Source organism: Serratia nevei, assembly GCF_037948395.1.
In the GTDB taxonomy this organism is placed as follows: Bacteria; Pseudomonadota; Gammaproteobacteria; order Enterobacterales; family Enterobacteriaceae; genus Serratia; species Serratia nevei.
In genome coordinates, this window is the sequence record NZ_CP149940.1 from 4,349,257 (window position 1) to 4,375,589 (window position 26,333).

Genomic DNA, 26,333 nt, shown 5'->3' on the forward strand with positions numbered 1-26,333 from the left:
CCTTCGATGGCGTCTCGGCCTGCAATAAAAAAAGGGGCCAAGGCCCCCTTCTCTGTTATTCCGCCTTGGCGGAAGCGTCTTCGGTGCGATACAGGTGCACGTCCATCTGCGGGAACGGAATGCCGATGTTGTGGGCATCCAGCGCGCGCTTGAAGTTTTCCATCAAATCGAAGTACACGTTCCAGTATTCCGCGTTGGTGGTCCAGGAGCGGGTGACGAAGTTCAGGGAAGACGGTGCCATCTCGTTCAGACGCACAGTCACGCCTTTGGCATGCATGATTCGCTTGTCGGCGGCGATCACGTCGCCCAGCACCTTCTTCACCACGTCGATATCGGCATTGTAGGCCACGCCTACCACGATATCCACGCGGCGGTTCGGTTCACGGGAGTAGTTGATGATGTTGCCGGCGATGATTTTACCGTTCGGCACCACGATGGTTTTGTTGTCTGCGGTACGCAGGGTGGTGGAGAAAATCTGCACCTGATCGACGGTACCGGCCACGCCGCCCAGATCGACATATTCACCCACGCGCAGCGGGCGGAAGATCACCAGCAGCACGCCGGCGGCGAAGTTGGACAACGACCCTTGCAGCGCCAGACCGACGGCCAAACCGGCGGCACCCAGCACGGCGATCACCGAGGTGGTCTGCACGCCAACGCGCCCCAGCACCGCGATGAAGGTGAACGCCAGCACGCCGTAGCGCACGATCGCCGACAGAAAGTCTGCCACCGTGGCGTCGATGCCGCGCAGCTTCATCACGCGGTTCAGCGCATTACCGACCACGCGGGCCACGATCGAACCGATGATCAGGATAACGATGGCGGCGACGATATTCACCGCGTACTGGATCAACAGATCCTGGTTCTTCACCAACCAGTCGCCGGCACCGTTGATGCCGTCTACTACATTCAAATCTTTCATTCGTGTCGTCCTAACTCAGTCCCTAACGGGAGAAACTCGCAAAAATACACTGGCCTCGGCGGCCAGTAGGAAACCACCGCCTAAGGGTAACCAACATTAAAGGCTCATGCCAACCGTCAGCGTTAAAAATAGCCGAAACCGCCCGCCGCTTCTTCTATGCTGAGAACAGCGCGTTGGCCATTTCACGACAAGGGATCCGTTAATCATGCACATTCGCTCTTCGCTCAAACACTATTGGCAAGTGCGGCCCAGGCTGCTGTTTTCCGTCGGCGCAGGGCTGCTGTGCTTTCTGCTGCTGCCCGCCCAACTCTCGCTGCTGCAGCGCCTGATGATCGGCTGGAATACGCTGGCCTGGCTCTACCTGCTGTTTCTCTGGCGGCTGATGCTGATCAGCACGCCGCAGCACATTCGCCAGATCGCCCGGCGGCAGGATGAAAGCGCCAGTATGGTGCTGACGCTGGTCAGCCTCGGTTGCCTGGTCAGTTTACTCGCGATCCTGTTTGAACTGAGCAGCGCCAAACAGGTGGCCGGCTCTCTGAAGACGCTGCATTTGCTGCTGACCGGTGCCACGCTGGTGGTCTCCTGGCTGCTGCTGCCGACCGCCTTCACCATGCACTATGCCCACCAGTTTTATCGCCAGGGTGCACAGCAGGATCCTTTGCCGCTGCTGTTCCCCGGTAACCTCACCGAGCCGACCTATCTGGATTTCGCCTACTTCTCCTTCACCATTGCGGTGGCGTCGCAAACCGCCGATGTGGCGGTCGGAGCAGCGGAGGTGCGTAAGGTCACCCTGCTGCAGTCGGTGATCTCCTTCGCGTTCAACATGCTGATCCTGGGCCTGTCTATTAACGTCGGCGCCGGCCTGCTGGGCTGAAAACGAAAAAGGCTCCCCGCAGGGAGCCTTTTGCATCGTGCAACAGGTGCCGAAGATTACAGAACGTCTACCGCGTTCAGATCTTTGAAGGCCTGCTCCAGACGCGTCACCATGCTGGTCTGCGCTGCGCGCAGCCATACGCGTGGATCGTAGTATTTCTTGTTCGGCTGATCGGCGCCTTTCGGGTTGCCCAGCTGGCCCTGCAGGTAAGCTTCGTTCGCTTTGTAGTACTGCAGGATGCCGTCCCAGGTCGCCCATTGGGTGTCGGTGTCGATGTTCATCTTGATCACGCCGTAACCCACAGACTCTTTGATCTCTGCGTCGGTAGAACCGGAACCGCCGTGGAACACGAAGTTCAGGCTGTTGTGCGGCAGGTTGAATTTCTTGGACACGTAGTCCTGAGAATCACGCAGGATGGTCGGGGTCAGCTTGACGTTGCCTGGCTTGTACACGCCGTGCACGTTACCGAAGGAGGCAGCGATGGTGAAGCGCGGGCTGATGGCGTTCAGTTTTTCGTACGCGTAAGCCACGTCTTCCGGCTGGGTGTACAGAGCGGATGCGTCCATATGGCTGTTGTCCACGCCATCTTCTTCACCGCCGGTGCAGCCCAGTTCGATTTCCAGCGTCATGCCGATTTTGGCCATGCGCTTCAGGTAGGCGCTGCAGATCTCGATGTTTTCTTCCAGAGATTCTTCAGACAGATCGATCATGTGGGAAGAGAACAGCGGTTTGCCGGTAGCGGCGAAGTGCTTCTCGCCGGCGTCCAGCAGGCCGTCCAGCCATGGCAGCAGTTTCTTCGCGCAGTGGTCGGTGTGCAGGATCACCGGCACGCCGTAGTGTTCAGCCATCTGGTGAACGTGGTGTGCGCCAGAGATGGCGCCCAGAATCGCTGCGCCCTGAGGCACATCGGTCTTCACGCCTTTGCCGGCGATGAACGCGGCGCCGCCGTTGGAGAACTGAACGATGACCGGCGCGCGCACTTTAGCCGCGGCTTCCAGCACTGCGTTGATGGAGTCGGTACCCACGCAGTTTACCGCTGGCAGCGCAAAGTTGTTCTCTTTAGCAACTGCGAAGACTTTCTGAACGTCATCACCCGTGATGACACCCGGTTTTACGAAATCAAAAATTTTAGACATGTTACTTTGTCCTGTTTCGTCGGCCGTAGATGGATGTAAATCGATGTTTTCACGCCGCGCAGCATTAGCCGCGCGGTATAAAACAAACGGGCGGCTTTCGCCTCCCGTTGTCTGAATTACTGCTTAGCGCGCTCTTCCAGCATCACGACTGCAGGCAGCGGTTTCCCTTCAACAAATTCCAGGAATGCGCCACCGCCGGTGGAGATGTAGGAAATTTTGTCAGCGATACCGAACAGATCGATGGCTGCCAGAGTGTCGCCGCCGCCAGCGATAGAGAAAGCGTCGCTATCGGCGATCGCGCGGGCGACAATTTCGGTGCCCTTACGGAAGTTAGGGAACTCGAATACGCCAACCGGGCCATTCCACAGAATGGTCTTGGCGTTCTTCAGGATAACGGCCAGACGCTCGGCAGAGACGTCGCCCATATCCAGAATTTGCTCGTTGTCCTGGATCTCGTTGGCCTGCTTCACGGTTGCGGTCGCGGTTTCGGAGAACTCAGTCGCGACGCGCACGTCGGTCGGAACCGGGATGTCGCAGGTTTCCAGCAGTTTCTGCGCGTTCGGGATCAGGTCAGGTTCGTACAGGGACTGGCCCACGTTGTTGCCCTGCGCCGCCACGAAGGTGTTGGCGATGCCGCCGCCGACGATCAGCTGATCGGCGATTTTGGACAGGGAATCCAGCACGGTCAGTTTGGTGGACACTTTAGAACCGCCCACGATGGCGACCATCGGACGGGCCGGGTTGCCCAGGGCCTTGCCCAGCGCTTCCAGCTCGGCGGACAGCAGCGGGCCGGCACAGGCGACAGGCGCAAACTTGCCCACGCCGTGGGTGGAAGCCTGCGCGCGGTGCGCGGTGCCGAACGCGTCCATCACGTACACGTCGCACAGCGCCGCGTATTTCTTGGACAGGGTTTCGTCGTCTTTCTTCTCGCCCTTATTGAAACGGACGTTTTCCAGCACCACCAGTTCGCCTTCGGCGACGTCGACGCCATCCAGATAATCCTTCGCCAGACGCACTGGGGATTTCAGGTGATCTTTCAGGTAGTTGACCACAGGCAGCAGGGAGAATTCTTCGTTGTACTCGCCTTCGGTAGGACGACCCAGGTGGGAGGTCACCATCACGCGGGCGCCTTGCTTCAGCGCAGCTTCGATAGTCGGCAGGGAAGCGCGGATACGCGCGTCGGAAGTCACTTTACCGTCTTTTACCGGCACGTTCAGATCGGAGCGGATCAGTACGCGTTTACCCGCCAGATCCAGATCGGTCATCTTAATTACAGACATGGTGAACCCTCTTTATTGAATCTCTATAAAATTGCCTGAGCAGCGCGCCTGTCACGCCGGCGCCGCCGTACTAGAAACCGCTGGCGGCCATTGCCCGTGTGGTATCCAACATCCGATTGGCAAAGCCCCATTCATTGTCGCACCAGACCAAGGTCTTTATCAGGTGCTGCCCGCTGACCCGGGTCTGCGTACCGTCGACGATAGCGCTGTGCGGGTCATGGTTAAAATCGATCGAGACCAATGGTAATTCCGTGTAGTCAACTATACCACGAAATGACTCCCGTGCGGCCTTTTGCAACAGCTGGTTGACCTCCGCCACCTTCACCGCGGCGCTCACGCTGACGCTGAGATCGATAGCCGTCACGTTGATGGTCGGCACGCGCACCGAGATCGCCTCGAAGCGATCGCAAAACTGCGGGAAGATACGGGTGATGCCCGCGGCCAGCTTGGTGTCGACCGGAATGATCGACTGGCTCGCCGCGCGGGTGCGCCGCAAATCCGCGTGATACGCGTCGATCACCGGCTGATCGTTCATCGCCGAGTGAATGGTGGTCACGGTGCCGGATTCGATGCTGTAGGCGTCGTCCAGCAGCTTGATCACCGGAATAATGCAGTTGGTGGTGCACGAGGCGTTGGACACGATGCGATGTTCCGCCAACAGCGTCTGATGGTTGACGCCGAACACGATGGTAGCGTCCAGATCGTTGCCGCCCGGATGGGCGAACAGCACTTTCTTCGCCCCCGCCGCCAGATGGGCTTCGCCATCCGCCCGGCTGCCGTACACGCCGCTGCAGTCCAGCACCACGTCGACGCCCAGCTCGCCCCAGGGCAACTGCTCCACCGCCGGCTGATGCAACAGGCGAATCGCGTCGTCCCCGACGCTCAGCGTGTCGCACTCTTGCCGCACATCCCAGGCGAAGCGACCGTGGCTGGAATCGTACTTCAGCAGATGGGCCATGCCCTCGGCATTCGCCAGCTCGTTGATCGCCACCACGGAGATTTCCGCCCGTCGTCCCGATTCGTACAGTGCGCGCAATACGCTGCGGCCGATGCGGCCAAAGCCGTTTATCGCTATGCGGATGGTCATGCTGCTCCTGAAAAAGGGCCGTCCCCGCCGGGCTGACTCACCGGCGCCGGGCCGGCGCTGACTGGTTGTCTCACTAACCCGCATAGAGTAGTGGATCGCACCGCCCGCTGTGAATCGCCGCGTTTGCATTATTCCCGCGCTTCAGCGGCTTTTCGCCGCCGTCACATCGGCATTTCTGTCGAAGAGTGCTTCAACTGAAACGCTTCAGCTGAGCATAAACCAAAGTTTTGGCAAAAGGAACAGGTGCAACAGTTCCACAAGTAACGGAGGGGAGTTTTACGAGCATAAGATGATCTGGCGCACATTTTTGGCCTCAAGGCCGCGGCGAATTTTCACTCGCCGCCCCCGTTTCGCCATAGTGCTCACGGAAATAGTCGCGCAAAAATTCGACCGTCACCCGCACTTTCGCCGACGTTGCCAGCCGGGAAACGTACACCGCCCAGATGTTGGCCGGCTGAAAATACTCCGGCAGAATGTGCACCAACCTGCCGCTGTCGATGTTCTCTTTCACGTCCCAGGCGGAACGCAGCGCAACGCCCTGCCCGTCCAGGCACCACTGGTGCACGATTTCGCCGTGGTTCGACGCCAGCGCCCCCGTCACCTTCACCGTCTCTTCGCCGCCTGGCCCCTGCAACCGCCACAGCCCGAACGGGTGATCGCGCTCCTTGATCACCAGGCAAGCGCGGCCCGCCAGCTCCGCCACGCTTTTCGGCACGCCGTGGCGCTGCAGATACGCCGGCGAAGCGCACAGGATGCGCTGGTTGTCCGCCAGCTTGCGCGCGATCAGATTAGGGGCGATATCGTCGCCGATGCGGATATCCAGATCGAACCCTTCGCTGACCAGATCCACCAACCGATCGGACACGTCAAGCCGCAGCTCCAGCTGCGGATACTCCCGCGCCAGCGCCGACAGCGCCGGGGCCACGAAGCGCCGGCCGAAGCCGAAGCTGCTGACCACGCGCAGCATGCCCTGCGGCGCCTGACGCACCTCGGACAGTTCGTCCATCATCTGATCGACATCGTTGAGAATGCGCTGCGCCCATTCGTAGATGCGCTCGCCGTCCTCGGTGATCGCCACCCGCCGCGTGGTGCGGTGCAGCAGCGACACGTCCAGCGCCTTTTCCAGCAACGCGATGCGTTTGCTGATAAAGGCCGGCGACACGCCCAGCTCTTCGGCGGCGGCGGCAAACCCGGCGCGGCGCGCCACCAGCACGAACACCCGCAGGTCACTCAGGATCGGCATATTGTTCATGATTCGTGTTTTATGTTTCACCGTTTTCGAGATTGATTAACAGTTAGTCAATTATAGGATAACAGTGTTGTCAATCTCCCCTACCTACAAATGAGACCTCTGTATGAGCAAAACTTACAAGATTGCCGCTATCCCCGGGGACGGTATCGGGCGGGAAGTGTTGCCGGAAGGCATACGGGTATTGCAGGCGGCGGCGGCGCGCTGGGATCTGTCGCTGGAATTCAACACCTTCGAGTGGGCCAGCTGCGACTACTACCAGCACCACGGCCAGATGATGCCTGACGATTGGTTTGAGCAGCTCAAGGGCTTCGACGCCATCTATTTCGGCGCCGTCGGCTGGCCGGATACGGTGCCCGATCACATTTCGCTGTGGGGTTCGCTGCTGAAATTCCGCCGCGACTTCGAGCAGTACGTCAACCTGCGCCCGGTGCGGCTGTTTCCCGGCGTGCCCTGCCCGCTGGCGAACAAACAGCCGGGCGACATCGATTTCTACGTGGTGCGCGAAAATACCGAAGGGGAATACTCCTCGCTCGGCGGGCGGATGTTCGAAGGCACCGAACGCGAGATGGTGATCCAGGAATCGGTCTTCACCCGTCAGGGCGTGGACCGCATTCTGAAATACGCCTTCGAGCTGGCGCAGCAGCGCCCGCGCAAACGCCTGACCGCCGCCACCAAGTCCAACGGCATGGCCATCAGCATGCCGTACTGGGATGAGCGCGTGGCGGAGATGGCGCGCCAGTACCCCGATATCGCCTGGGACAAACAGCACATCGATATTCTGTGCGCGCGCTTCGTGCTGACTCCCGAACGCTTCGACGTGGTGGTGGCCTCCAACCTGTTCGGCGATATTTTGTCGGATCTCGGCCCGGCCTGCACCGGCACCATCGGCATTGCGCCGTCGGCCAACCTGAACCCGGAGCGCAACTTCCCGTCGCTGTTCGAACCGGTACACGGCTCGGCGCCGGACATTTTCGGCAAGAACATCGCCAACCCGATCGCCATGATCTGGAGCGGCGCGATGATGCTGGATTTCCTCGGCGACGGCGATGCCCGTTACCGCCAGGCGCACGACGGCATCCTGCAGGCGATCGAGCGCATCATCGCCGACGGGCCGCGCACGCCGGACATGCGCGGCGATGCCTCCACCCAGCAAGTTGGCCAGGCGATCGCCGCCCTGCTGCAACGCTAAGCATCACCGGTTTTCCTGCGCAGGGCGCCCTTTCGCGCCCTGCTTTGCCACGTCCGTTTTTCCGCTTCGATCGCCGCCGCAAATCCGCTGAAAACCACCGCAGAAAGCACGCCAATACCCCGGCCAAGATCACAACAAATTGTTTACATACTGTGTTTTATCCTTTTACAGATGCCCCAATTGTGGCCCTCCTGTAATTTGTGCACACTCGAAAATGTTAATGAAGAGTAAATATTCTCGGCGGCGTTTTGCCGGGGCGTTTGCTCCTCGCGGTGTAACAAAACAAAGGGTTCAAACCAATAAGGCCCGGGCGCACCCTACGCTTCGCGCACCGGCCCACCACCGATAACAGGAGTTCACTCCCATGCAGAGCACCCCTAAAAAGGATGTCACGCTCATCGCCATCAGCCTGTGCAGTATTGCGCTGATCGCCATTTGCCTGATGCTCTTTCCGGCTCAATCCGCGCTTATCGCCAACACCATTTTCAACGGCGTCACCCGGCTGTTCGGTTCAACCATTCAAATCCTGGTGCTGATCGCCCTGCTGGTGGTGCTGTATCTGGCGTTGAGCAAATACGGCAACATCCGCCTCGGCGAAGGCAAACCGCAATACTCCACGCTGGCCTGGCTGTTCATGTTCATCTGCGCCGGCCTCGGCTCGTCCACCCTGTATTGGGGGGTAATGGAGTGGGCGTATTACTACCAGACGCCAGGGCTGAACATCGCGCCGCGCACCCCGAAGGCGCTGGAATACAGCATCAGCTACTCCTTCTTCCACTGGGGCCTGAGCGCTTGGGCAACCTATGCCCTCGCCTCGCTGATCATGGCCTACCACTTCCACGTGCGTAAGAACAAAGGGCTCAGCCTGTCGGGGATCATTTCCGCCATCACCGGCGTGCGCGCCAACGGCCCGATCGGGCGGATGGTGGATCTGATTTTCCTGGTCGCCACCGTCGGCGCCCTCACCATTTCGCTGGTGCTGACCGCCTCCACCTTTACTCGCGGGCTGACGGCGCTGACCGGCATCCCCGACAATTTCGTGGTGCAGGCGACGGTGATCCTGCTGGCGGCGGTGATTTTCTGCCTCAGCTCCTACATCGGCATCGACGGCGGCATGCAGCGCCTGAGCAAAATGGTCGGCTGGGGAGCATTCGCCTTCGCCGGGCTGGTGCTGCTGGTCGGCCCCACCGAGTTCACCATCAACAACACCATCAACGCCATCGGCCTGACGGCGCAAAACTTCCTGCAGATGAGCCTGTTCACCGATCCGATGGGCGACGGCAGCTTCAGCCGCAGCTGGACGGTGTTCTACTGGCTGTGGTGGATCTCTTACACCCCGGGCGTGGCGATGTTCGTCACCCGCGTCTCGCGCGGCCGCAAGATTAAAGAGGTGATCTGGGCGCTGTTGCTCGGCAGCACCCTCGGCTGCTGGTTCTTCTTCGGCTCGCTGGAAAGCTACGCCATGCACCAGTTCATCAGCGGGCAGCTCAACGTGCCGGAGATCCTCAGCACCCAGGGCGGCGAAACCGCCGTGCAGATGCTGCTGACGGCGCTGCCGCTCGGCAAGCTGTTCCTGGCCGCCTATCTGTTCATCATGATCATTTTCCTGGCCTCGCACATGGACGCGGTGGCCTACACCATGGCCGCCACCAGCACCCGCAACCTGCAGGAGGGGCAAGATCCCAGCCCGATGCTGCGCCTGTTCTGGTGCGTGGTGATCACCCTGATCCCGCTGTCGATCCTGTTCACCGGCGCCTCGCTGGACACCATGAAAACCACGGTGATCCTGACCGCGCTGCCGTTCCTGCTGGTGCTGCTGGTGAAAACCTACGGCTTTGCCCGCTGGCTGAAGCAGGACTACGCGGCCATTCCGGCTCACCTGATCGAAAGCAGCGCGCCGGCGCTGCCCGAGGCGCCGCCGGCCGCCGAACTCTCCGCTCCATCGTCGTATCAACCGCGCCCTATGGCGAAATGACAATAAGAAAAGAGGAAGGTTAACTTATGAGCACTCTGATCCCTGAATTTACCTTACCGAAAGATTTCTGCGCCGACGCCCGCGAGGCTTACACCATTCCGGCCCGGTTCTATACCCACCAGACGGCGTTCGAGCACGAAAAAGAGCAGGTGTTCGCCACCAGCTGGATTTGCGTGGCGCACCGCAGCGAGCTCGCCGAACCGAACGACTACATCACCCGCGAGATCATCGGTGAAAACATTCTGGTGGTGCGTGGCCGCGACAAAGTGCTGCGCGCCTTTTACAACGTCTGCCCGCACCGCGGCCACCAGCTGCTGGCGGGCGACGGCCGGGCGAAAAACGTCATCACCTGCCCTTATCACGCCTGGGCGTTCAAGCTGGACGGCGAACTGGCGCACGCGCGCAACTGCGAAAACGTGCAGAACTTCGATAAGGAAAACTCGCACCTGATGCCGGTGCGGGTCGAAGAGTACGCCGGGTTTATTTACGTCAATCTGGACTCGCAGGCCGGCACGGTGGAAGACCAGCTGCCGGGCCTCGGCGCCAAAGTGCGCGAAGCCTGCCCGCAGGTCGACGATCTCAAGCTGGCGGCGCGCTTCGTCACCCGTACCCCGGCCAACTGGAAGAACATCGTCGACAACTACCTCGAGTGCTACCACTGCGGCCCGGCACACCCCGGCTTCGCCGACTCGGTGCAGGTCGACCGCTACTGGCACACCCTGCACGGCAACTGGACGCTGCAGTTCGGCTACGCCCGCCCTTCCGAGCAGTCATTCAAGTTTGAAGAGGGTAAAGAAGCCAGCTTCCACGGCATCTGGCTGTGGCCGTGCACCATGTTCAACATGCCGCCGCTGGAAGGCATGATGACGGTGATCTATGAATTCCCGGTCGATGCAGAAACCACCCTGCAGCACTACGACATCTACTTCACCAACGCCGATTTGAGCGACGAGCAGCTCAAACTGATCGACTGGTACCGCGACGTGTTCCGCCCGGAAGATTTGCGGCTGGTGGAGAGCGTGCAAAAAGGCCTCAAATCGCGCGGCTATCGCGGCCAGGGGCGCATCATGGCCGACGGCGCCGGCAGCGGCGTCAGCGAACACGGCATCGCCCACTTCCACAACCTGCTGGCGCAGGTTTATCAACCCTGATGCGACGGGGCCCACGGGCCCCCTCCCCCTGACTTGTGAGGTTCTTTGTGAATATTTCCGATCGGGCGCTATTCCGCCAACAGGCCTACATCAACGGGCAATGGCGCGATGCCGACAACCAGGAAACCCTGCCGGTGAGCGATCCCGCCACCGGCCAACTCATCGGCAGCGTGCCCAACATGGCGACGGCCGAAACCCAACGGGCGATCGACGCCGCCCAGCAGGCGCTGGAAGGCTGGCGCGCGCTGCCGGCACAGCAACGCGCCCAGCTGCTGCGCCGCTGGTTCGAACTGATGCTGGAACACCAGCAGGATCTGGCCAGCCTGATGACGCTGGAGCAAGGCAAGCCGCTGGCGGAGTCGCTGGGCGAGATCCGCTACGCCGCTTCCTTTATCGAATGGTTCGCCGAACAGGCCAAGCGCACCAATGGCGACATCATTCCCTCGCCGAGCGGCGATAAACGCCTGATGGTGCTGAAGCAGGGCATCGGCGTGTGCGCGGCGATCACGCCCTGGAACTTCCCGGCGGCGATGATCACCCGCAAGGCCGCGCCGGCGCTGGCGGCCGGCTGCACGCTGGTGGTCAAACCCGCCAACGAAACCCCTTACTCGGCGCTGGCGATGGCCGAGCTGGCCGAGCGCGCCGGCATTCCCGCCGGGGTGTTCAACGTGGTGACCGGCAACTCGCAGGCGATCGGCGCCGAGCTGACCGGCCACCCGCAGGTGCGCAAGCTGAGCTTTACCGGCTCCACGCCGGTGGGCAGGCTGCTGATGCGCCAGAGCTCGGACACCATCAAGAAAGTGTCGCTGGAGCTGGGCGGCAACGCGCCGTTCATCGTGTTTGACGATGCGGACATCGATGCCGCGGTGGAAGGCGCGCTGATCGCCAAATACCGCAACGCCGGGCAGACCTGCGTTTGCGTCAATCGGTTCTATGTGCAGCGCGGCGTTTACCCACAGTTCGCCGAGAAGTTTGTCGCCCGCGTGGCGGCGCTGCAGGTCGGCAACGGCTTCGAACCCGGCGTGCAGATCGGCCCGCTGATCAACCGCAAGGCGCGCGACAAGGTGCTGGAACTGCTCGATGACGCGCTGAGCAAAGGCGCTCAGGTGCTGACCGGCGCCACGCCGCACGCGCTGGGCGGCAATTTCTTCACGCCAACGGTGCTGGGCGACGTGCAGCCTGGCTCGCTGCTGCTGGAAGAAGAGATCTTTGGCCCGGTCGCGCCGCTGGTGGTGTTCGATGACGAAGCCGAGGCGATCCGCCAGGCCAACGACACCATTTACGGCTTGGCCGCCTACTTCTACACCCGCGATGCGGCGCGCATCTGGCGCGTTTCGGAGCGGCTGGAGTACGGCATGGTCGGCATCAATACCGGCCTTATCTCCAACGAGGTAGCCCCGTTCGGCGGGGTGAAGCAGTCGGGTCTGGGGCGTGAAGGTTCCGAATACGGCATCGAAGACTATCTGGAGCTCAAATACCTGTGCCAGGCGGTATAACTTTTTCATGCGCGGGGACGCCCGCGCTTTGGAGCCAATGAATGACCAGCTATCAGATGCTTGATGTTCGCGTCGTCGACATCGAACCCGTCACCGCACAGGTCAAGCGCTTTACCCTGGCGGATCCGCAAGGCCGGCCGCTGCCCGCCTTCAGCGGCGGCAGCCACATCATCGTGCAAATGCAGGACGGCGAGCAGCGTTACAGCAATGCCTATTCGCTGCTGAGCTCACCGTTCGAGCTCGACCGTTACCAGATCGCCGTGCGCCGTGAGTCCCCTTCCAAAGGCGGTTCCGACTTCATGCACGATCGGCTGGCGATCGGCGATACGCTGACCATCAGCACCCCCAATAACCTGTTCGCGCTGGCGCCGGAGGCGCAGCATCACGTGCTGATCGCCGGCGGCATCGGCATCACGCCGTTTATGGCCCATCTGCACGAGCTGCAGCGCAGCGGGCAACGCTATCATCTGCACTACTGCTTCCACAGCGAGGAACACAACGCCTTCCAGCAGCAGCTGACGCAAGCGCCGTTCACCGACAACGTCAGTTGCCATGTCTCCAGCCTTAACGGCCGGTTGGATCTGGCACGCACGCTGGCCGACGTGGAGCCCGGCGCCCATATCTACGTCTGCGGCCCGGCGGCGCTGAACGAAGCGGTTTACCGGACCGCCGCCGAACTGGGCATCGCCCCCGGTCGCTTGCACAGCGAAGCTTTCGCCGCCGAAGACACGGCGGGCGGCGCCTTTACGCTGGTGCTGGCCCGCTCAGGTATTGAGCTTGAAGTGGCGGAAGACATGACCATCCTGCAGGCGCTGGAAAACAGCAAGGCGGCTAAAGTCGAGTGCCTGTGCCGCGAAGGTATTTGCGGCACCTGCGAAACCCGCATCGTCGAGGGGGAAGCCGATCACCGCGATCAGTATCTCAGTGACGAAGAGCGCGCGGCGCAGCAAACCCTGTTGATCTGCTGCTCGCGCGCCAAAGGCAACCGGCTGGTGCTGGATCTGTAAACGGAGCGCCCGCGTCTGCGGGCGTCCTGACTAGGCTTTCGGGAATATCCACAGATGCTCGGCCGGCAGGGAGAGCCGGCAAAGCGCCTGACTGCGCGCTTCGTGGCCATAGGCGCGCACCACGAAATCCTCGGCCACGGTGCGGAACAGGTACTCCCAGCGATCGCCGAGATACATGCTGGTCAACAGCGGCAGCTCAAGCTGGTTGCCCTGCGGATCTTCGCCCAACCGCACGCGCTCCACGCGGATCACCGCCGAGCCCTCCTGGCCAACCTGCACGCCTTCGCCCGCTTTGCCCCACAGCGCCCAGTCCTTGCCTTCGATGCGCGCCCGATCGCCTTCCAGCGCCACGATCTTGCCCGGCAAGCGGTTGTTGCTGCCCATGAACTCAGCGGTGAACAGCGTAGTGGGTGAACCGTACATCTCCTGCGGCGTACCCTGCTGTTCGATTTTGCCGTTGTTGAGCAGCAGGATGCGATCGGAGATGGCCATCGCCTCGTTCTGATCGTGGGTCACCATCAGCGCCGACAGGCCAAGCTTGATGATCAACTCGCGCAGGAATACCCGCGCCTCTTCGCGCAGCTTGGCGTCAAGGTTGGACAGCGGCTCGTCCAGCAGGATCACCGGCGGGTTGTAGACCAGCGCACGCCCAATCGCCACGCGCTGCTGCTGGCCGCCGGAAAGCTGGTGCGGATGGCGCTTGGCCAGATGCCCCAACCCGAGCTGATCCAGCACCGCCTGCACCCGCTGGGTGATTTCCGCCGAGGCGATCTTACGCAGCTTCAGCGGGTAAGCGACGTTCTCAAACACCGTTTTATGCGGCCACAGCGCATAGGACTGAAACACCAGCCCCAGATTGCGCTCTTCGGCGGGAATTTCGCTGCGCGCGCTGCCGTTGTACACCGCATTATTGCCGATGACGATTCGGCCCTGGCTCGGTTTCTCCAGCCCGGCCACCGCCCGCAGCAGCGTGGTTTTGCCGCTGCCCGACGGGCCCAGCAGCGAGACCACTTCGCCCCGTTTCAGCTCCATCGACACCCCTTTCAGCACCGGGTTGTCGCCATAGGTCAAATGCAGATTCTCTACCGAAAGTTCAATCATGTAATTTCACTCCAAAGCGCAAGGCGATCCCCAACCCCAGCACCACCAGCAGGATATTGATGAACGACAGCGCGGCGACGATATCGATAGCGCCCGCGGCCCACAGGGAAACCAGCATCGAGCCGATGGTTTCCGTGCCCGGAGACAGCAGATACACCCCGGTAGAATATTCGCGCTCAAAGATCAGGAACATCAGCAGCCAAGAGCCGATCAGGCCGTAGCGCGACAGCGGAATGGTGACGTGACGGGTGACCTGGCCGCGGCTGGCGCCGGCGCTGCGCGCCGCCTCCTCCAGCTCCGGCCCCACCTGCAGCAGCGTGGAAGAGATCAGCCGCAGGCCGTAAGCCATCCACACCACGGTGTACGCCAGCCAGACGCTGAAGATGGTGCTGCGCAGCGAACGCAGCCAGACAATCCAGTTAGCACGCAGCCACTCGGCCATCGGCAGCGCCGACAGCCAGCCCTCCTTGAGCGATTTGTCCAGCCACATCGGCAGGAACAGAAACACCCACAGGAATGCCAGGCCGGCCAGCAGCCCCGGCACCGCACGCGGCACCAGCACGCTGTAGTCGAGGAAGCGCGTGGCGCCATCCGGCTTGCGGTGCATGGCGATGCCGATAAACAGGTAGCACGCCACCGCCAACGCCCCGCCGATCACCCCAATCGCCATTGAGTTGACGATGGCGCGCAGCAGGTTGGGCTGCGCCCAGATGGTGCGGAAGGTGTTGATCGACAGCTCGTCCCAAACAGACACGCCCACGCCCCAGTTGGAGATAAAGGCGCGCAGCACCACGCCGATCAGTGGCACGCCGATGGTGACGGTCAGCCAAAACACCACCACCGCGCCGGCCACCCAGCGCCATTTGCCCAGCGGCAGCGCACGGGCCTGCGAGGCTTTGCCCTTGACGGTGACGAAACGGTTGGCGGTACGCATCAGCCGGCGCTGCAGCATCACCAACGGAATGGTGATGCAGATCAGCACCACCGCCACCGCCGCCATCAGGTGGTAAGACGGCGTGCCCAGCTTGTTGGTCAACTGGTAAAGGTAGGTCGCCAGCACCAGGTTGCCCTCCGGATCCCCCAGCACCAGCATCAGGCCGAACACTTCCAGCCCGAGGAAGAACAGCAGCACTCCGGCATACAGGATAGACGGCCGCACCATCGGCAGACTGACGGCGGTCATGACCTGCAGCGGCGTGGCGCCGGCGGTGCGCGCCGCTTCTTCAACGTCGGAGCCCACGCTGCGCAGCGCCGAGGAGATATACAGATACGCGTGGGGCACGTGCGTCAATCCGGCAATCACCACGATGCTGGCCATCGAATAGATATTCCACGGCACGAAGCCCAGCAGCGCCTCCGCCCACAGCGAGAAGAAGCCCACCGGCCCCGCCGCCACCACGTAGCCGAAGCCCAGCACCATCGGCGACACGAAGATCGGCACCAGAATCAGCGGCTCGATGATCCGCCGCCCCGGCAGATCGGTGCGCACCATCAGGAAGGCCAAAATGCCGCCGAGCGGGATGGCGATGATCACCAGCCCGAATGCCAGAATAAAGCCGCTCTTCAGCGCCTTGTAGAAATCCGGATCGGTAAAGATGAACTCGAAGGCCTCCAGGCTGAAGACCTTGGAGGGAGAGAAGAACGGTGCCGAGAGGAAGCTTTGAATGATGATAAACGACAGGGGGACATAGATAACCAGTGCGGTTATCAACACCACCAGGCCGCGCGGCAGGCTCTGCCACTTTCTGCGCCATGCTTGCATAAATGCTCCCTATGGTTGTAAACGCCGACCAAAGGGCGCGCGCCTCTAAGGCAGGCGCGCGTCCGAATGCAGTCCCTGTTATTTCGCCGCAGCGGCGCGCCATTGTTTGATGTAGTCGAGGCGTTTGGCCGGCTGCAGGTATTCCAGCAGGCTATCGTCGACCGGGATCGGCTTGAGCGCGTTGCCCAGCAGCTTGGTCATGCCGTCAATGTCGTTCTTGCCTTCGATGTCGTTGCGGATCGAGGGGATATCCGCCTGATTGGCGAGAATATTTTGCCCTTTTTCCGACAGCACGTAGTCGAACCACAGCTTGGCGGCGTTAGGGTTGCCGGCCTCTTTGCTGATGAAGCTCACGCGCGACAGCACCAGGGTATAGTCTTTCGGATAGACGATGCCGAGCGACGGATCGCTCTTGGCGCGGGCCTCGGCGTACGAACCGAGGATATTGAAGCCGATCAGGTTTTCACCGGAGGAGACGCGCTCCATCATGGTGCCGGTGGAGGATTGTACCGCCAGCCCGCCCTTGGCCACGTCGGCCAGCGTTTTGAAGTAGTTAGGATCGGCCTTGAAGTCCTGCACCGACAGCATGAAGCCGACGCCAGATTTTTCGATGTCGTACGTGGTGACTTTCTTCTTGAATTTGTCCGTCTGGCCGGCGATCAGTTTAGCCAGCGCCGCGTGCGAATCCGGCACATCGCCTTGCGGGATCAGGCGTTTGTTATAGATAAACACCACCGGCTCATAGGTGGTGCCATACACCTTATCTTGCCATACCGCCCATTTCGGCAGCTGAGCCTGCTCGGGGGAGGCGTATTCCTGTGCGTAATCGCCCGCCAGTTTCAAAATGGTGTCCATCGACGAGCTCCACACCACGTCGCCGCTGGTGCCGCCGGCCGCCTGCTCGCTGATGAAGCGGTTATACAGTTCGGTACTGTTCATGTCGTTGTATTCCACCTTAATGCCCGGATACAACGCCTCGAACCCCTGGATCAGCGGCGCCGCCGCCTTGGTGTCGGTGGTCGAGTAAATCACCACCTTGCCTTCTTTCTTCGCGCCGTCGACCCGTTTCTGATAGTCGGCGGGATAGCCCGCCGGGAAGGCCGCATAGGCGGAAACGGAGCCCAGTAAGGTGATTGCAGCTACGGTAGCGCTGATTTTTTTCATCATCATCCATCCCCTGATCACATTTAATAAACCAAAAATTAACATATAGTTAATAAGTGTGACGAGGCAACGCCGTTGCTTTGTTATCTTTCGGTTTTGTGAGGTTGGCCATTTTTCAGCCAATAAAAAAGCCCGGCAGCGCGGGCTTTACGGCACTTCTTATTGCAGACTATTCGGCCAAGCGAGAGCGCCGCAGCAGGCGAATTCGCTGTACGATGGCGACTCCCAGCAGCGTCAGCACAAATCCTGCCAGCTGCAGCAGCGACAGCGCCTCGCCAAACAGCACGTACGCCTGCAGTGCCGCCGCCGGCGGCACCAGCAGCATCAGCGCGGTAATGCGAGTCAAATCGCCGTGGCGCACCATCCAGATAAACAGCGCGGTGCCGCCCAGCGACAACACGCCGGCCGACCACAGCAGCGAGAACCACAGCGTCGGCGAATTGTCCCAGGCGCCAGAGCCCATCACGGCCGCCAGCACGCCGGTTACGATCGCGGCGCCGAGGTGCTGAATGGCGCCTGCCGCCCGCAGATCGGCCGCCGCCAGCGAAGACTTCTGCACCATGATGCCGATCGTCAGCGCGACGATGCTGCCAAACCCCATCAGAATCGGCAACAGCGCCATATTGCCGACGTCGATACCGGTCAGCCGAGGGGAGAGCACCAGCGCAACACCGATAAAACCAACCGCCAGCCCAGCCCAGGAACGCAATCCTATCGATTTGCGCAGCACCAGCGCGAAAATCAGCGCGGTGAACAGCGGCTGCAATCCGCCAATGAGCGACATCACCCCGGCCGCCAGGCCGTTCGCTACCGCCCACCAGCTTGCGGCGAGGTAAACGCCGTTCATCAGCATGCCGGTCAGCAGGTGCATCACGAACTGTCGCCCCTTGGGCCAGGCGCAATGCAGCGCCAGCAGGGCGAATACCGCAGCGGCGATCAAAAAGCGCAAAGTCAGGAAAAGGTTGGGATCGGCATGATCCGCCACCGCCCGCGCGGCAATAAAGCCGGTCGACCAAATTAATATCAGGAAAAACGGCGCGATAAATGCCTTTCGCCGATCGCGTTTTTCGCGCTGGGTTATTTCCATATCACTACCTGAAAAATGCGGCTGATGAGTTAATGCGGAACATACTAACTAATTTAACACCGGCTTAACAGCACCGACACCGGCCCCCCCAAGCCTGCGTAATGAACACACTTGCGGGAAATCATGACGTTTCAATTTTATATAATTCACCAAGCTTATAATTAATCCCACCCCGTTACGACAATGTAAATTAATTGCTACATCCGGTATAACTATTCCCCTCCTGGCGGCGTTGTCGGAATAATTCCCCTTTGCTAGCCTTCCTGAAGCCACTTAATTAACTGGACTGACTTATGGCCGAAATCACTGATTTTATGAAACTGGATATGCGTATTGGCGAAATTATTTCCGTGGAATATAACGACAAGGCGTTAAAGCCCGCCTATAAGCTGCGCATTGATTTCGGCGAAGAAATTGGCATTAAAAACAGCTCGGCGCAATTATGCGAAAACTATCAGGAAGATGATCTGCTCGGCAAAAAAGTCATCTCCGTCGTTAATTTCCCCGCCAGGCGGGTTGCTGGATTTAAATCCGAAGTGCTGGTACTTGCCGCGGTCACCCGGGATCAAGGCACCGTCTTGCTGAAAACCGATTTCGACGTGGAGATCGGCAGCAAGATTTTATAATCGCCACATCATTCGTGAGGCCCCCGAGAAATGCGACAGTTATCCCTGCTTGATGAAGTTAAAAAGGCGTATCAGGAACACCGTTCAGCCTTTATCCCCGGTGCCACCATGCAAGCGATCCTGCTGGCGCTGGGCGCGCGGCCGGAAGATTTCTCCAAGCTGCAGCAGGTCAGCGGCAATCTGGCGGACGATCCCACGCTGCCTTTCCGCAAGTCCAGAAACGGCCGCTTCTGTTTCGACTTCGATCGCGCCCAGATTGAGCGGCTGGAATTCCAGCCTTTCGTGCTCTCGGTCGAGGAAGACTTCATCCGTTACGATTCGGGCAAGGTGCGCCACTTCCGCGGCATCAACGACGATCTGCAGTTGAATACGGCATTCCAGGCGCTGATGAAATTCAAAGCCTACGTGATCGATGGCGTGAGCGTGACGCCGCGCGCCCGGCTTAATCAGGAGATCAACAAATTCGTCTGCACGGTGTTCAACCTGCGCACCGTCACCACGCCGCAGATGCTGGGCGAACCGGCGCTGGAAGGCGTGCACAGCGACGGCGTCGACCACACCATGACGACCTTCCTCGGCTGCGACAACATGACCGACGACAGCGCCAAGACCTTTATTCACGATATGCGCGAAACCAGCGGGATCAAATTCGATCGGGCCCGGCCAGAATGGATTTTGGGCGAAATACAGCATCGGCATTTCCTCGATACCCTGCTGATTGTCGATCATGAACGCAAACATAGCCTCTCACCGGTGGAAGCGCAGGACAAACGCCGGCATTCGACCCGCGATATGCTGATCTTTTTCACCCGCAAACCGGTCGAAGACGGCCACGTCTCTTTCGCGTATGACTCTTTCAAACCGCATATCGAAATCCCGCTGTCGATAGACATGGTGGCGCGCGCGAGCTAACGCGCAGCCGGGCCGGCCGCCATGATCCCTCTGTGCGGCCGGTTCACGCCAGGATAAACAGCGCTGGATTAATCAGGTTTTTGTCGCCGAATTATTATATCCTGCCAGACGAAAATTTTGCGGGCGCTCGCTGCCCTCTGCGCCTGCCCTCTGCAGTTATCCATTCCGCAGCAGGCCGTTTATTTCATGAATACAGGCAGTGCCATACCGTTATGACCAAGAATTTATCCCCGAAAGACATTATCGCCCTGGGCTTTATGACCTTCGCCCTGTTTGTCGGCGCCGGCAACATCATTTTCCCCCCGCTGGTGGGGCTGCAGTCCGGCGAACATCTGTGGCCGGCCGCCCTCGGGTTTATGGTGACCGCCGTCGCCTTGCCGGTGATCGCCGTGATCGCGCTGGCGCGCGTCGGCGGCAGCATCAGCCTGCTGACCGGCCCCATCGGCCGCACCGCCGGCCTGCTGTTGGCGACCGTCTGCTATCTGGCGCTCGGCCCGCTGTTCGCCACGCCGCGAACCGCCAATGTCTCTTTCGCCCTCGGCATCGCGCCCTTCACCGGCGACGGCGCCCTGCCGCAGTTCATCTACAGCCTGCTGTTCTTTACCCTGGCGATGATCGTCTCGCTGTATCCCGGCCGGTTGCTCGATAACGTCGGCCATATTCTGGCGCCGCTGAAAATCCTGGCGCTGGCCGCGCTCGGCATCGCCGCCCTGGTTTGGCCCGCCGGTGAACCGGTCTCCGCCGTCGGCAGCTATCAGGCATCGGCGTTTTCCACCGGCTTCGTGCAGGGTTATCAAACTATGGACACGCTGTCGGCGCTGATGTTTGGCTCGATTATCGTCACCGCCGCCCGCTCGCGCGGCGTCAGCGACAGCGGCCTGCTGCTGCGCTACACCCTGTGGGCCAGCCTGATCGCCGGCGTCGGCCTGACGCTGGTCTATATCTGCATGTTCAAACTCGGCGCCGGCAGCGGCAGCCTGGTCGAGAGTGGCGCTCAGGATGGCGCGGCAATCCTGCACGCTTATGTGCAACACACCTTCGGCGATCTGGGCAGCGTCTTTATGGCAGTGCTGATGTTCATCGCCTGCCTGGTGACGGCGGTCGGCATGACCTGCGCCTGCGCGGACTTCTTCTCTCGCTACCTGCCGCTCTCTTACCGCACGCTGGTGGTTATCCTCGCCCTCTTCGCCATGCTGGTCTCCAACATGGGGCTGGCCAACCTGATCCGCGTCTCGCTACCGGTGCTGACGGCGATCTATCCGCCCTGCATCGCGCTAGTGTTGCTCAGCTTCAGCCAGAACCGCTGGCGCAGCGCCAAGCGCGTCTTCGCACCGGTGATCGCCACCAGCCTGGTGTTTGGCCTCGCCGACGGCCTGAAGGCCTCCAGCTTCAGCGGCCTGCTGCCCGTCTGGTTCGATAAGCTGCCGCTGGCCGAACAGGGGCTGGTCTGGCTGCAGCCTACGCTGCTGGTGCTGTTGCTGGCGGCGACTTATGACCGGTTGCGCAGCGTCGAAAGCGCCAACGTCGCGTCGTAAGCACGGGTCACGCCCATAAAAAAAGCCGGTCACGATGACCGGCTTTTTTATCGGCTTGCGCCAGGCCGCTTACTTCAGCAGCGCCTGCGCCTTGGCCACCACGTTGTCCACGGTGAAGCCGAACTCGGCGAACAGCTGCTCCGCCGGCGCCGACTCACCGAAGGTGGTCATGCCCACAATGGCGCCGTTCAGGCCCACGTACTTGTACCAGTAGTCCGCAATACCCGCTTCCACCGCCACGCGCGCCGTTACCGCCGCCGGCAACACCGACTCGCGGTACGCCGCATCCTGCTTGTCGAACGCGTCGGTCGACGGCATCGACACCACGCGCACCTTGCGGCCCGCCGCGGTCAGCTTGTCCGCCGCTTCCACCGTGATGCCCACTTCGGAGCCGGTGGCAATCAGGATGACGTCCGGCGTGCCCGCGCAGTCTTTCAGCACGTAGCCGCCGCGGTACACGTTCGCCAGCTGCTCTGCGGTGCGCGGCTGCTGGGTCAGGTTCTGACGCGAGAACACCAGGGTGGTCGGGCCGTCGTTGCGCTCGATGCCGTACTGCCACGCCACCGCCGACTCCACCTGGTCGCACGGGCGCCAGGTGCTCATGTTCGGGGTCACGCGCAGGCTCGCCAGCTGCTCCACCGGCTGGTGGGTCGGGCCGTCTTCGCCCAGACCGATGGAGTCGTGGGTGTAGACGAACACGTTGCGCAGCTTCATCAGCGCCGCCATGCGCACCGCGTTGCGGGCGTATTCCACGAACATCAGGAAGGTCGCCGAGTACGGCAGGAAGCCGCCGTGCAGCGCGATGCCGTTGGTGATGGCGGTCATGCCGAACTCGCGCACGCCGTAATGAATGTAGTTGCCCGCCGGGTCAACGTTCAGCGCTTTCGAGCCGGACCACATGGTCAGGTTGCTCGGCGCCAGGTCGGCGGAGCCGCCCAGGAACTCCGGCAGCACCTTGCCGAACGCTTCCAGCGCGTTCTGCGACGCCTTGCGGCTGGCGATGTTGGCCGGGTTGGCCTGCAGTTTTTCCACGAACGCCTTGGCGTCGGCTTTCCAGTTGGCCGGCAGCTCGCCGTTCATGCGGCGCTTGAACTCGGCAGCCTGCTCCGGGAAGGCCTTGGCGTAGGCGGCGAACTTGTCGTTCCAGGCCGCTTCTTTGGCCTGACCGGCTTCTTTGGCGTCCCACTGGGCGTAGATGTCCTGCGGGATTTCAAAGGCGGCGTATTTCCAGCCCAGCGCTTCGCGGGTGGCGGCCACTTCGGCGGCGCCCAGCGCGGCGCCGTGCACGTCATGGGTGCCGGCCTTGTTCGGCGAACCGAAGCCGATAACGGTCTTGCACATCAGCAGCGACGGCTTGTCGGTCACCTTGCGGGCTTCTTCAATCGCGGCCTTGATGGCGTCCGGGTTGTGGCCGTCGACGTTGCGCACCACGTGCCAGCCGTAGGCTTCGAAACGCAGGGCGGTGTCGTCGGTGAACCAGCCGTCGACGTGGCCGTCGATGGAGATGCCGTTGTCATCGTAGAAAGCGGTCAGCTTACCGAGCTTGAGGGTACCGGCCAGAGAGCAGACTTCGTGCGAGATGCCTTCCATCATGCAGCCGTCGCCCATGAAGGCGTAGGTGTGGTGGTCAACGATGTCGTGGCCCGGGCGGTTGAACTGCGCCGCCAGGGTGCGTTCGGCGATGGCGAAGCCGACGGCGTTGGCGATGCCCTGGCCCAGCGGGCCGGTGGTGGTTTCAACGCCTGGGGTGTAGCCGTACTCCGGGTGCCCTGGGGTTTTGGAGTGCAGCTGACGGAAGTTTTCCAGCTCGCGCATCGGCAGGTCGTAGCCGGTGAGGTGCAGGAGGCTGTAAATCAACATGGAGCCGTGGCCGTTGGAGAGCACGAAACGGTCGCGGTCAGCCCAGTGCGGGTTAGTCGGGTTGTGGTTGAGGTAGTCACGCCACAGGACTTCGGCGATGTCCGCCATGCCCATAGGGGCACCCGGGTGGCCGGAATTTGCTTTTTGTACGGCGTCCATGCTGAGTGCGCGGATGGCGTTGGCAAGCTCTTTACGAGAGGACATGTTTTACTCCAGGTCGGATAAAAAAAGCAGTCAAGTTCCCTATTTTCTCAGACTCCACATCACAACGGCAATCCCTAATGCCAAATGAGAGCGAGTTCACCACTTATTAGCACGATTGGACGCTTTTTCGGAATAACACTATTCTCGCCCCGTCTGACGTACACTAGGCTCTTGCGACAAGATTTCCTCCAAGCAAAATGATTCTTTTACCTTGTTACCTTCACAGGAAGATGGCGTTATGAAGATCCGTACCTCTTTGATTGCGTTGGGCATTGCCACCTTGGCAACCGGCTGTCAAAACCTGAATACCGAAACCTTGATGCAGTCCGGCGCCCAGGCATTCCAGGCGGCGACCCTGAGCAACAACGACGTTAAGGCCCTGAGTGATAAATCCTGCGCCGAGATGGACAGCAAGGCACAAATCGCGCCGGCCGACAGCACCTACGCCAAGCGTCTCAACAAAATCGCCGCGGCGCTGGGCGACAACATCAACGGCACCCCGGCCAACTACAAGGTCTACGTGACCAAAGACGTCAACGCCTGGGCAATGGCCAACGGCTGCATCCGCGTCTACAGCGGCCTGATGGACATGATGAACGACAACGAAGTGGAAGGCGTGCTGGGCCATGAAATGGGCCACGTGGCGCTGGGCCACACCCGCAAGGCGATGCAGGTGGCTTACGGCACCGTGGCGCTGCGCACCGCGGCGTCCTCCGCCGGCGGCGTCATCGGCTCGCTGTCGCAGTCGCAGCTGGCAGACATCGGCGAGAAGCTGGTCAGCGCCCAGTTCTCGCAGAAGCAGGAAAGCGAAGCGGATGATTACTCGTTCGATCTGCTGAAAAAACGCGGCATCGATCCGAACGGCCTGGCCACCAGCTTCGAGAAGCTGGCCCAGATGGAAGCCGGCCGCCAGAGCAGCCTGTTCGACGACCACCCTTCTTCCCAAGCGCGTGCGCAGCACATCCGCGATCGCATCGCGGCAGAGAAATAATCACGAAAACGCCCGGCATCGCCGGGCGTTTTTTATCGTATTAATACAGCGTTTTCTGCGGCGGCCCGGCGAAAGTCAGCGGCCCGACCTGTTTCATGTCCACCTCGACCACCGACGGCCCCGGGTAGTTGATCGCTTCGGCCAGCACGCCGTTGAACTGTGCCGCTGCGTCCACCTTCCAGGCTTTCAGCCCCATCGCTTCGGCAATCTGGGTGAACGCCGGCGTATGCAGCTCGTTGTAATACTGGCGCCCGGCGAAGTACTTGTCCTGAATGCCGCGCATCACGCCATAACCGCCGTCGTTCATGATCAGCAGGGTGATATTCACCTGTTCCTGCGCCATGGTCGCCAACTCGCCCAGGCCCAGCGCCAGACCACCATCGCCCACCAGCCCCACCACCTTGCGCTGCGGGTTGGCAATCGCGGTGCCGATGGCCATCGGCAGCCCCATACCGATGGCACCCGCCAGCGAGTGAATGTTGCACAGCGGCGAGATCGCCCGGAACAACCGGCTGCCCCAGACGCTGCCGGAAACAGTGATATCGCGTACCAACAGCCCGTCCTGCGGCAGCGCGGCGTCGATGGCGTCGTTGAGTTTGGCGTATTCACCGGACTGCTGGCGCAGCGCGCTCTCCGCCTGCTGCACCGCCCCCGCGATCTCGGCATCCCACTCGGCGTTGACCTTCTCGCCGGGGGCCAGCCGCGCCGCCAGCGCCGCCAGCAGCGCCGCACAGTCGCCGTTGATCTGTTCATCGGCCAGATAGTTGCGGTTGGCCGCCGCCGGATCGATGTCAATCTGCACCAGCGGGCGCGGCAGCGGCAGCGTCCAGGTACGGGTTTCATTGCTGCGCAGGCGCGAACCGGCCACCAGCGTCAGATCGCACTGCGTCAGGATCGCTTCGATGCTCGGTGAGTTATGGAACGCCCGCAGGCTGCGCGGATGGCTGTCCGGCAGAATGCCGCGCCCGTGGGTGCTGGAGATCACCGCCACGCCGGCGTCCGCCAGCTTGCGCACCGCGTCGCCGCAGGCCAAGGCGCCGCCGCCCAACCACAGCAGCGGACGCTTGGCCTGTTTCAGCCGCTGATGCAGCCGTTCCACCGCCGCAGCGTCCGCCTTCGGCAGCGGCGCCGGCGCCAACGGCTCGGTCAGCACCGAACGGGGAACCAGGCTGCTTTGAATATCGATCGGGATCTCGACCGCCACCGGGCCGCAGGGCACGGTTTGCGCATCCAGGATCGCCCGTTCGATCACCGCCACCGCCTGCTCCGGCGAATTGACCCGGTAAGCGCGCTTGGAGCAGGCGCGCAGGAAGCCGAGCTGATCGCGGGTTTCATGAATAAAACCGGCGTCGGCGTCCAGATAGGCTTTTTCCACCTGGCCGGTGATATGCAGCAGCGGCGTGTTGGCATTGAGCGCCTCAATCATCGCCCCCACCGCGTTGCCGGCGCCGGCGCCGGTGCTGGTCAACGCTACGCCCAGGCCGGAGAAACGCCCGTGCGCGTCGGCCATGGTGACCGCCCCCGCTTCGCCGCGCGCCGGCACGAAGCGAATTTTATCGCGCTGCCCCACCGCATCGGCGATCGGCAGATTATGAATCGAAATGATGCCGTACATCGCCGACACCGCATACTGTTCCAGAGTCCGGGCTATCGCCTCGCCAACCGTGATTTTATCGCTCATCATCTGCCTTCTTAGGGTATTCGTTATTAGGGTTATGCGTA

21 protein-coding genes are annotated in these 26,333 nt (G+C 61.3%); 10 read left to right on the forward strand and 11 right to left on the reverse strand.

Annotated features, from left to right (window positions below):
* Positions 1-55: 55 nt before the first annotated feature.
* Entirely contained in the window at positions 56-922 is an 867-nt protein-coding gene (gene mscS, locus V8N38_RS20890; protein ID WP_015378992.1) for a small-conductance mechanosensitive channel MscS, read from the reverse strand.
* Positions 923-1,127: 205 nt separating this feature from the next.
* Between mscS and V8N38_RS20895 the strand changes: the two genes are divergently transcribed.
* Positions 1,128-1,796 carry a DUF1345 domain-containing protein gene (locus tag V8N38_RS20895; RefSeq protein ID WP_048234646.1) on the forward strand — a complete coding sequence of 223 codons (669 nt, stop codon included), beginning with the start codon at positions 1,128-1,130 and terminating at the stop codon, positions 1,794-1,796.
* Positions 1,797-1,852: 56 nt separating this feature from the next.
* Here V8N38_RS20895 and fbaA read toward each other — a convergent pair whose 3' ends face one another.
* The 4 genes from fbaA to V8N38_RS20915 all read right to left on the reverse strand — a co-directional run bounded on the left by fbaA (position 1,853) and on the right by V8N38_RS20915 (position 6,572).
* On the reverse strand, positions 1,853-2,932 hold the full coding sequence (fbaA, locus tag V8N38_RS20900; RefSeq protein ID WP_025304179.1) for a class II fructose-bisphosphate aldolase: 1,080 nt from the start codon (positions 2,930-2,932) through the stop codon (positions 1,853-1,855).
* A gap of 116 nt (positions 2,933-3,048) precedes the next feature.
* Complete coding sequence (gene pgk / locus V8N38_RS20905) at positions 3,049-4,212, reverse strand: phosphoglycerate kinase (protein ID WP_025160206.1); 1,164 nt, start codon at positions 4,210-4,212, stop codon at positions 3,049-3,051.
* A 70-nt stretch (positions 4,213-4,282) separates the two neighbouring features.
* Positions 4,283-5,299 carry an erythrose-4-phosphate dehydrogenase gene (gene epd, locus V8N38_RS20910; RefSeq protein WP_004931582.1) on the reverse strand — a complete coding sequence of 339 codons (1,017 nt, stop codon included), beginning with the start codon at positions 5,297-5,299 and terminating at the stop codon, positions 4,283-4,285.
* A gap of 313 nt (positions 5,300-5,612) precedes the next feature.
* The gene (locus V8N38_RS20915; RefSeq protein WP_280524769.1) at positions 5,613-6,572 is read right to left on the reverse strand and encodes a LysR substrate-binding domain-containing protein; all 960 of its coding nucleotides are present in this window, start codon (positions 6,570-6,572) and stop codon (positions 5,613-5,615) included.
* Between the two features lie 82 nt (positions 6,573-6,654).
* Between V8N38_RS20915 and V8N38_RS20920 the strand changes: the two genes are divergently transcribed.
* The 5 genes from V8N38_RS20920 to V8N38_RS20940 all read left to right on the forward strand — a co-directional run bounded on the left by V8N38_RS20920 (position 6,655) and on the right by V8N38_RS20940 (position 13,369).
* Positions 6,655-7,740 carry a tartrate dehydrogenase gene (locus tag V8N38_RS20920; RefSeq protein ID WP_147840293.1) on the forward strand — a complete coding sequence of 362 codons (1,086 nt, stop codon included), beginning with the start codon at positions 6,655-6,657 and terminating at the stop codon, positions 7,738-7,740.
* A gap of 364 nt (positions 7,741-8,104) precedes the next feature.
* Complete coding sequence (locus V8N38_RS20925; RefSeq protein ID WP_102985217.1) at positions 8,105-9,715, forward strand: BCCT family transporter; 1,611 nt, start codon at positions 8,105-8,107, stop codon at positions 9,713-9,715.
* Positions 9,716-9,741: 26 nt separating this feature from the next.
* Positions 9,742-10,866 (forward strand): aromatic ring-hydroxylating oxygenase subunit alpha, encoded by a 1,125-nt coding sequence (locus V8N38_RS20930; protein ID WP_147840292.1) that lies wholly within the window; start codon positions 9,742-9,744, stop codon positions 10,864-10,866.
* Between the two features lie 47 nt (positions 10,867-10,913).
* The gene (locus V8N38_RS20935; RefSeq protein WP_060422739.1) at positions 10,914-12,362 is read left to right on the forward strand and encodes an NAD-dependent succinate-semialdehyde dehydrogenase; all 1,449 of its coding nucleotides are present in this window, start codon (positions 10,914-10,916) and stop codon (positions 12,360-12,362) included.
* Between the two features lie 41 nt (positions 12,363-12,403).
* The gene (locus tag V8N38_RS20940; RefSeq protein ID WP_038871117.1) at positions 12,404-13,369 is read left to right on the forward strand and encodes a PDR/VanB family oxidoreductase; all 966 of its coding nucleotides are present in this window, start codon (positions 12,404-12,406) and stop codon (positions 13,367-13,369) included.
* A gap of 30 nt (positions 13,370-13,399) precedes the next feature.
* Here V8N38_RS20940 and V8N38_RS20945 read toward each other — a convergent pair whose 3' ends face one another.
* The 4 genes from V8N38_RS20945 to V8N38_RS20960 form a co-directional block, all read right to left on the reverse strand.
* Complete coding sequence (locus tag V8N38_RS20945) at positions 13,400-14,470, reverse strand: ABC transporter ATP-binding protein (RefSeq protein WP_060422732.1); 1,071 nt, start codon at positions 14,468-14,470, stop codon at positions 13,400-13,402.
* Positions 14,463-16,232 carry an ABC transporter permease gene (locus tag V8N38_RS20950; RefSeq protein WP_060422728.1) on the reverse strand — a complete coding sequence of 590 codons (1,770 nt, stop codon included), beginning with the start codon at positions 16,230-16,232 and terminating at the stop codon, positions 14,463-14,465. The genes V8N38_RS20945 and V8N38_RS20950 overlap by 8 nt, the downstream gene beginning before the upstream one ends.
* Before the next feature lie 78 nt (positions 16,233-16,310).
* On the reverse strand, positions 16,311-17,399 hold the full coding sequence (locus tag V8N38_RS20955; RefSeq protein WP_060441366.1) for an ABC transporter substrate-binding protein: 1,089 nt from the start codon (positions 17,397-17,399) through the stop codon (positions 16,311-16,313).
* A gap of 166 nt (positions 17,400-17,565) precedes the next feature.
* Positions 17,566-18,483 (reverse strand): DMT family transporter, encoded by a 918-nt coding sequence (locus tag V8N38_RS20960; protein ID WP_084827173.1) that lies wholly within the window; start codon positions 18,481-18,483, stop codon positions 17,566-17,568.
* A 293-nt stretch (positions 18,484-18,776) separates the two neighbouring features.
* Here V8N38_RS20960 and V8N38_RS20965 point away from each other — a divergent pair, with 293 nt between their 5' ends.
* The 3 genes from V8N38_RS20965 (at position 18,777) to brnQ (ending at position 21,556) form a co-directional block, all read left to right on the forward strand.
* The gene (locus V8N38_RS20965) at positions 18,777-19,109 is read left to right on the forward strand and encodes a tRNA-binding protein (RefSeq protein WP_048234649.1); all 333 of its coding nucleotides are present in this window, start codon (positions 18,777-18,779) and stop codon (positions 19,107-19,109) included.
* Positions 19,110-19,139: 30 nt separating this feature from the next.
* Positions 19,140-20,021 (forward strand): 2OG-Fe dioxygenase family protein, encoded by an 882-nt coding sequence (locus tag V8N38_RS20970; protein ID WP_147840291.1) that lies wholly within the window; start codon positions 19,140-19,142, stop codon positions 20,019-20,021.
* A 212-nt stretch (positions 20,022-20,233) separates the two neighbouring features.
* Entirely contained in the window at positions 20,234-21,556 is a 1,323-nt protein-coding gene (gene brnQ / locus V8N38_RS20975) for a branched-chain amino acid transport system II carrier protein (RefSeq protein ID WP_141960217.1), read from the forward strand.
* A gap of 69 nt (positions 21,557-21,625) precedes the next feature.
* On the opposite strand, the gene tkt is transcribed toward brnQ, so the two are convergent.
* Entirely contained in the window at positions 21,626-23,620 is a 1,995-nt protein-coding gene (gene tkt, locus V8N38_RS20980; protein ID WP_339102202.1) for a transketolase, read from the reverse strand.
* A gap of 238 nt (positions 23,621-23,858) precedes the next feature.
* Here tkt and V8N38_RS20985 point away from each other — a divergent pair, with 238 nt between their 5' ends.
* Positions 23,859-24,611 carry a M48 family metallopeptidase gene (locus V8N38_RS20985; protein WP_019456034.1) on the forward strand — a complete coding sequence of 251 codons (753 nt, stop codon included), beginning with the start codon at positions 23,859-23,861 and terminating at the stop codon, positions 24,609-24,611.
* 40 nt (positions 24,612-24,651) lie between these two features.
* Here V8N38_RS20985 and V8N38_RS20990 read toward each other — a convergent pair whose 3' ends face one another.
* Entirely contained in the window at positions 24,652-26,292 is a 1,641-nt protein-coding gene (locus V8N38_RS20990) for a thiamine pyrophosphate-binding protein (protein ID WP_147840646.1), read from the reverse strand.
* Positions 26,293-26,333: the final 41 nt, after the last annotated feature.

Coding starts and splice junctions, on each gene's coding strand:
- mscS (WP_015378992.1), bottom strand. CDS start 922: ATGAAAGATTTGAATGTAGTAGACGGCATCAACGGTGCCGGCGACTGG.
- V8N38_RS20895 (WP_048234646.1), top strand. CDS start 1,128: ATGCACATTCGCTCTTCGCTCAAACACTATTGGCAAGTGCGGCCCAGG.
- fbaA (WP_025304179.1), bottom strand. CDS start 2,932: ATGTCTAAAATTTTTGATTTCGTAAAACCGGGTGTCATCACGGGTGAT.
- pgk (WP_025160206.1), bottom strand. CDS start 4,212: ATGTCTGTAATTAAGATGACCGATCTGGATCTGGCGGGTAAACGCGTA.
- epd (WP_004931582.1), bottom strand. CDS start 5,299: ATGACCATCCGCATAGCGATAAACGGCTTTGGCCGCATCGGCCGCAGC.
- V8N38_RS20920 (WP_147840293.1), top strand. CDS start 6,655: ATGAGCAAAACTTACAAGATTGCCGCTATCCCCGGGGACGGTATCGGG.
- V8N38_RS20925 (WP_102985217.1), top strand. CDS start 8,105: ATGCAGAGCACCCCTAAAAAGGATGTCACGCTCATCGCCATCAGCCTG.
- V8N38_RS20930 (WP_147840292.1), top strand. CDS start 9,742: ATGAGCACTCTGATCCCTGAATTTACCTTACCGAAAGATTTCTGCGCC.
- V8N38_RS20940 (WP_038871117.1), top strand. CDS start 12,404: ATGACCAGCTATCAGATGCTTGATGTTCGCGTCGTCGACATCGAACCC.
- V8N38_RS20945 (WP_060422732.1), bottom strand. CDS start 14,470: ATGATTGAACTTTCGGTAGAGAATCTGCATTTGACCTATGGCGACAAC.
- V8N38_RS20950 (WP_060422728.1), bottom strand. CDS start 16,232: ATGCAAGCATGGCGCAGAAAGTGGCAGAGCCTGCCGCGCGGCCTGGTG.
- V8N38_RS20955 (WP_060441366.1), bottom strand. CDS start 17,399: ATGATGAAAAAAATCAGCGCTACCGTAGCTGCAATCACCTTACTGGGC.
- V8N38_RS20960 (WP_084827173.1), bottom strand. CDS start 18,483: ATGGAAATAACCCAGCGCGAAAAACGCGATCGGCGAAAGGCATTTATC.
- V8N38_RS20965 (WP_048234649.1), top strand. CDS start 18,777: ATGGCCGAAATCACTGATTTTATGAAACTGGATATGCGTATTGGCGAA.
- V8N38_RS20970 (WP_147840291.1), top strand. CDS start 19,140: ATGCGACAGTTATCCCTGCTTGATGAAGTTAAAAAGGCGTATCAGGAA.
- brnQ (WP_141960217.1), top strand. CDS start 20,234: ATGACCAAGAATTTATCCCCGAAAGACATTATCGCCCTGGGCTTTATG.
- tkt (WP_339102202.1), bottom strand. CDS start 23,620: ATGTCCTCTCGTAAAGAGCTTGCCAACGCCATCCGCGCACTCAGCATG.
- V8N38_RS20985 (WP_019456034.1), top strand. CDS start 23,859: ATGAAGATCCGTACCTCTTTGATTGCGTTGGGCATTGCCACCTTGGCA.
- V8N38_RS20990 (WP_147840646.1), bottom strand. CDS start 26,292: ATGAGCGATAAAATCACGGTTGGCGAGGCGATAGCCCGGACTCTGGAA.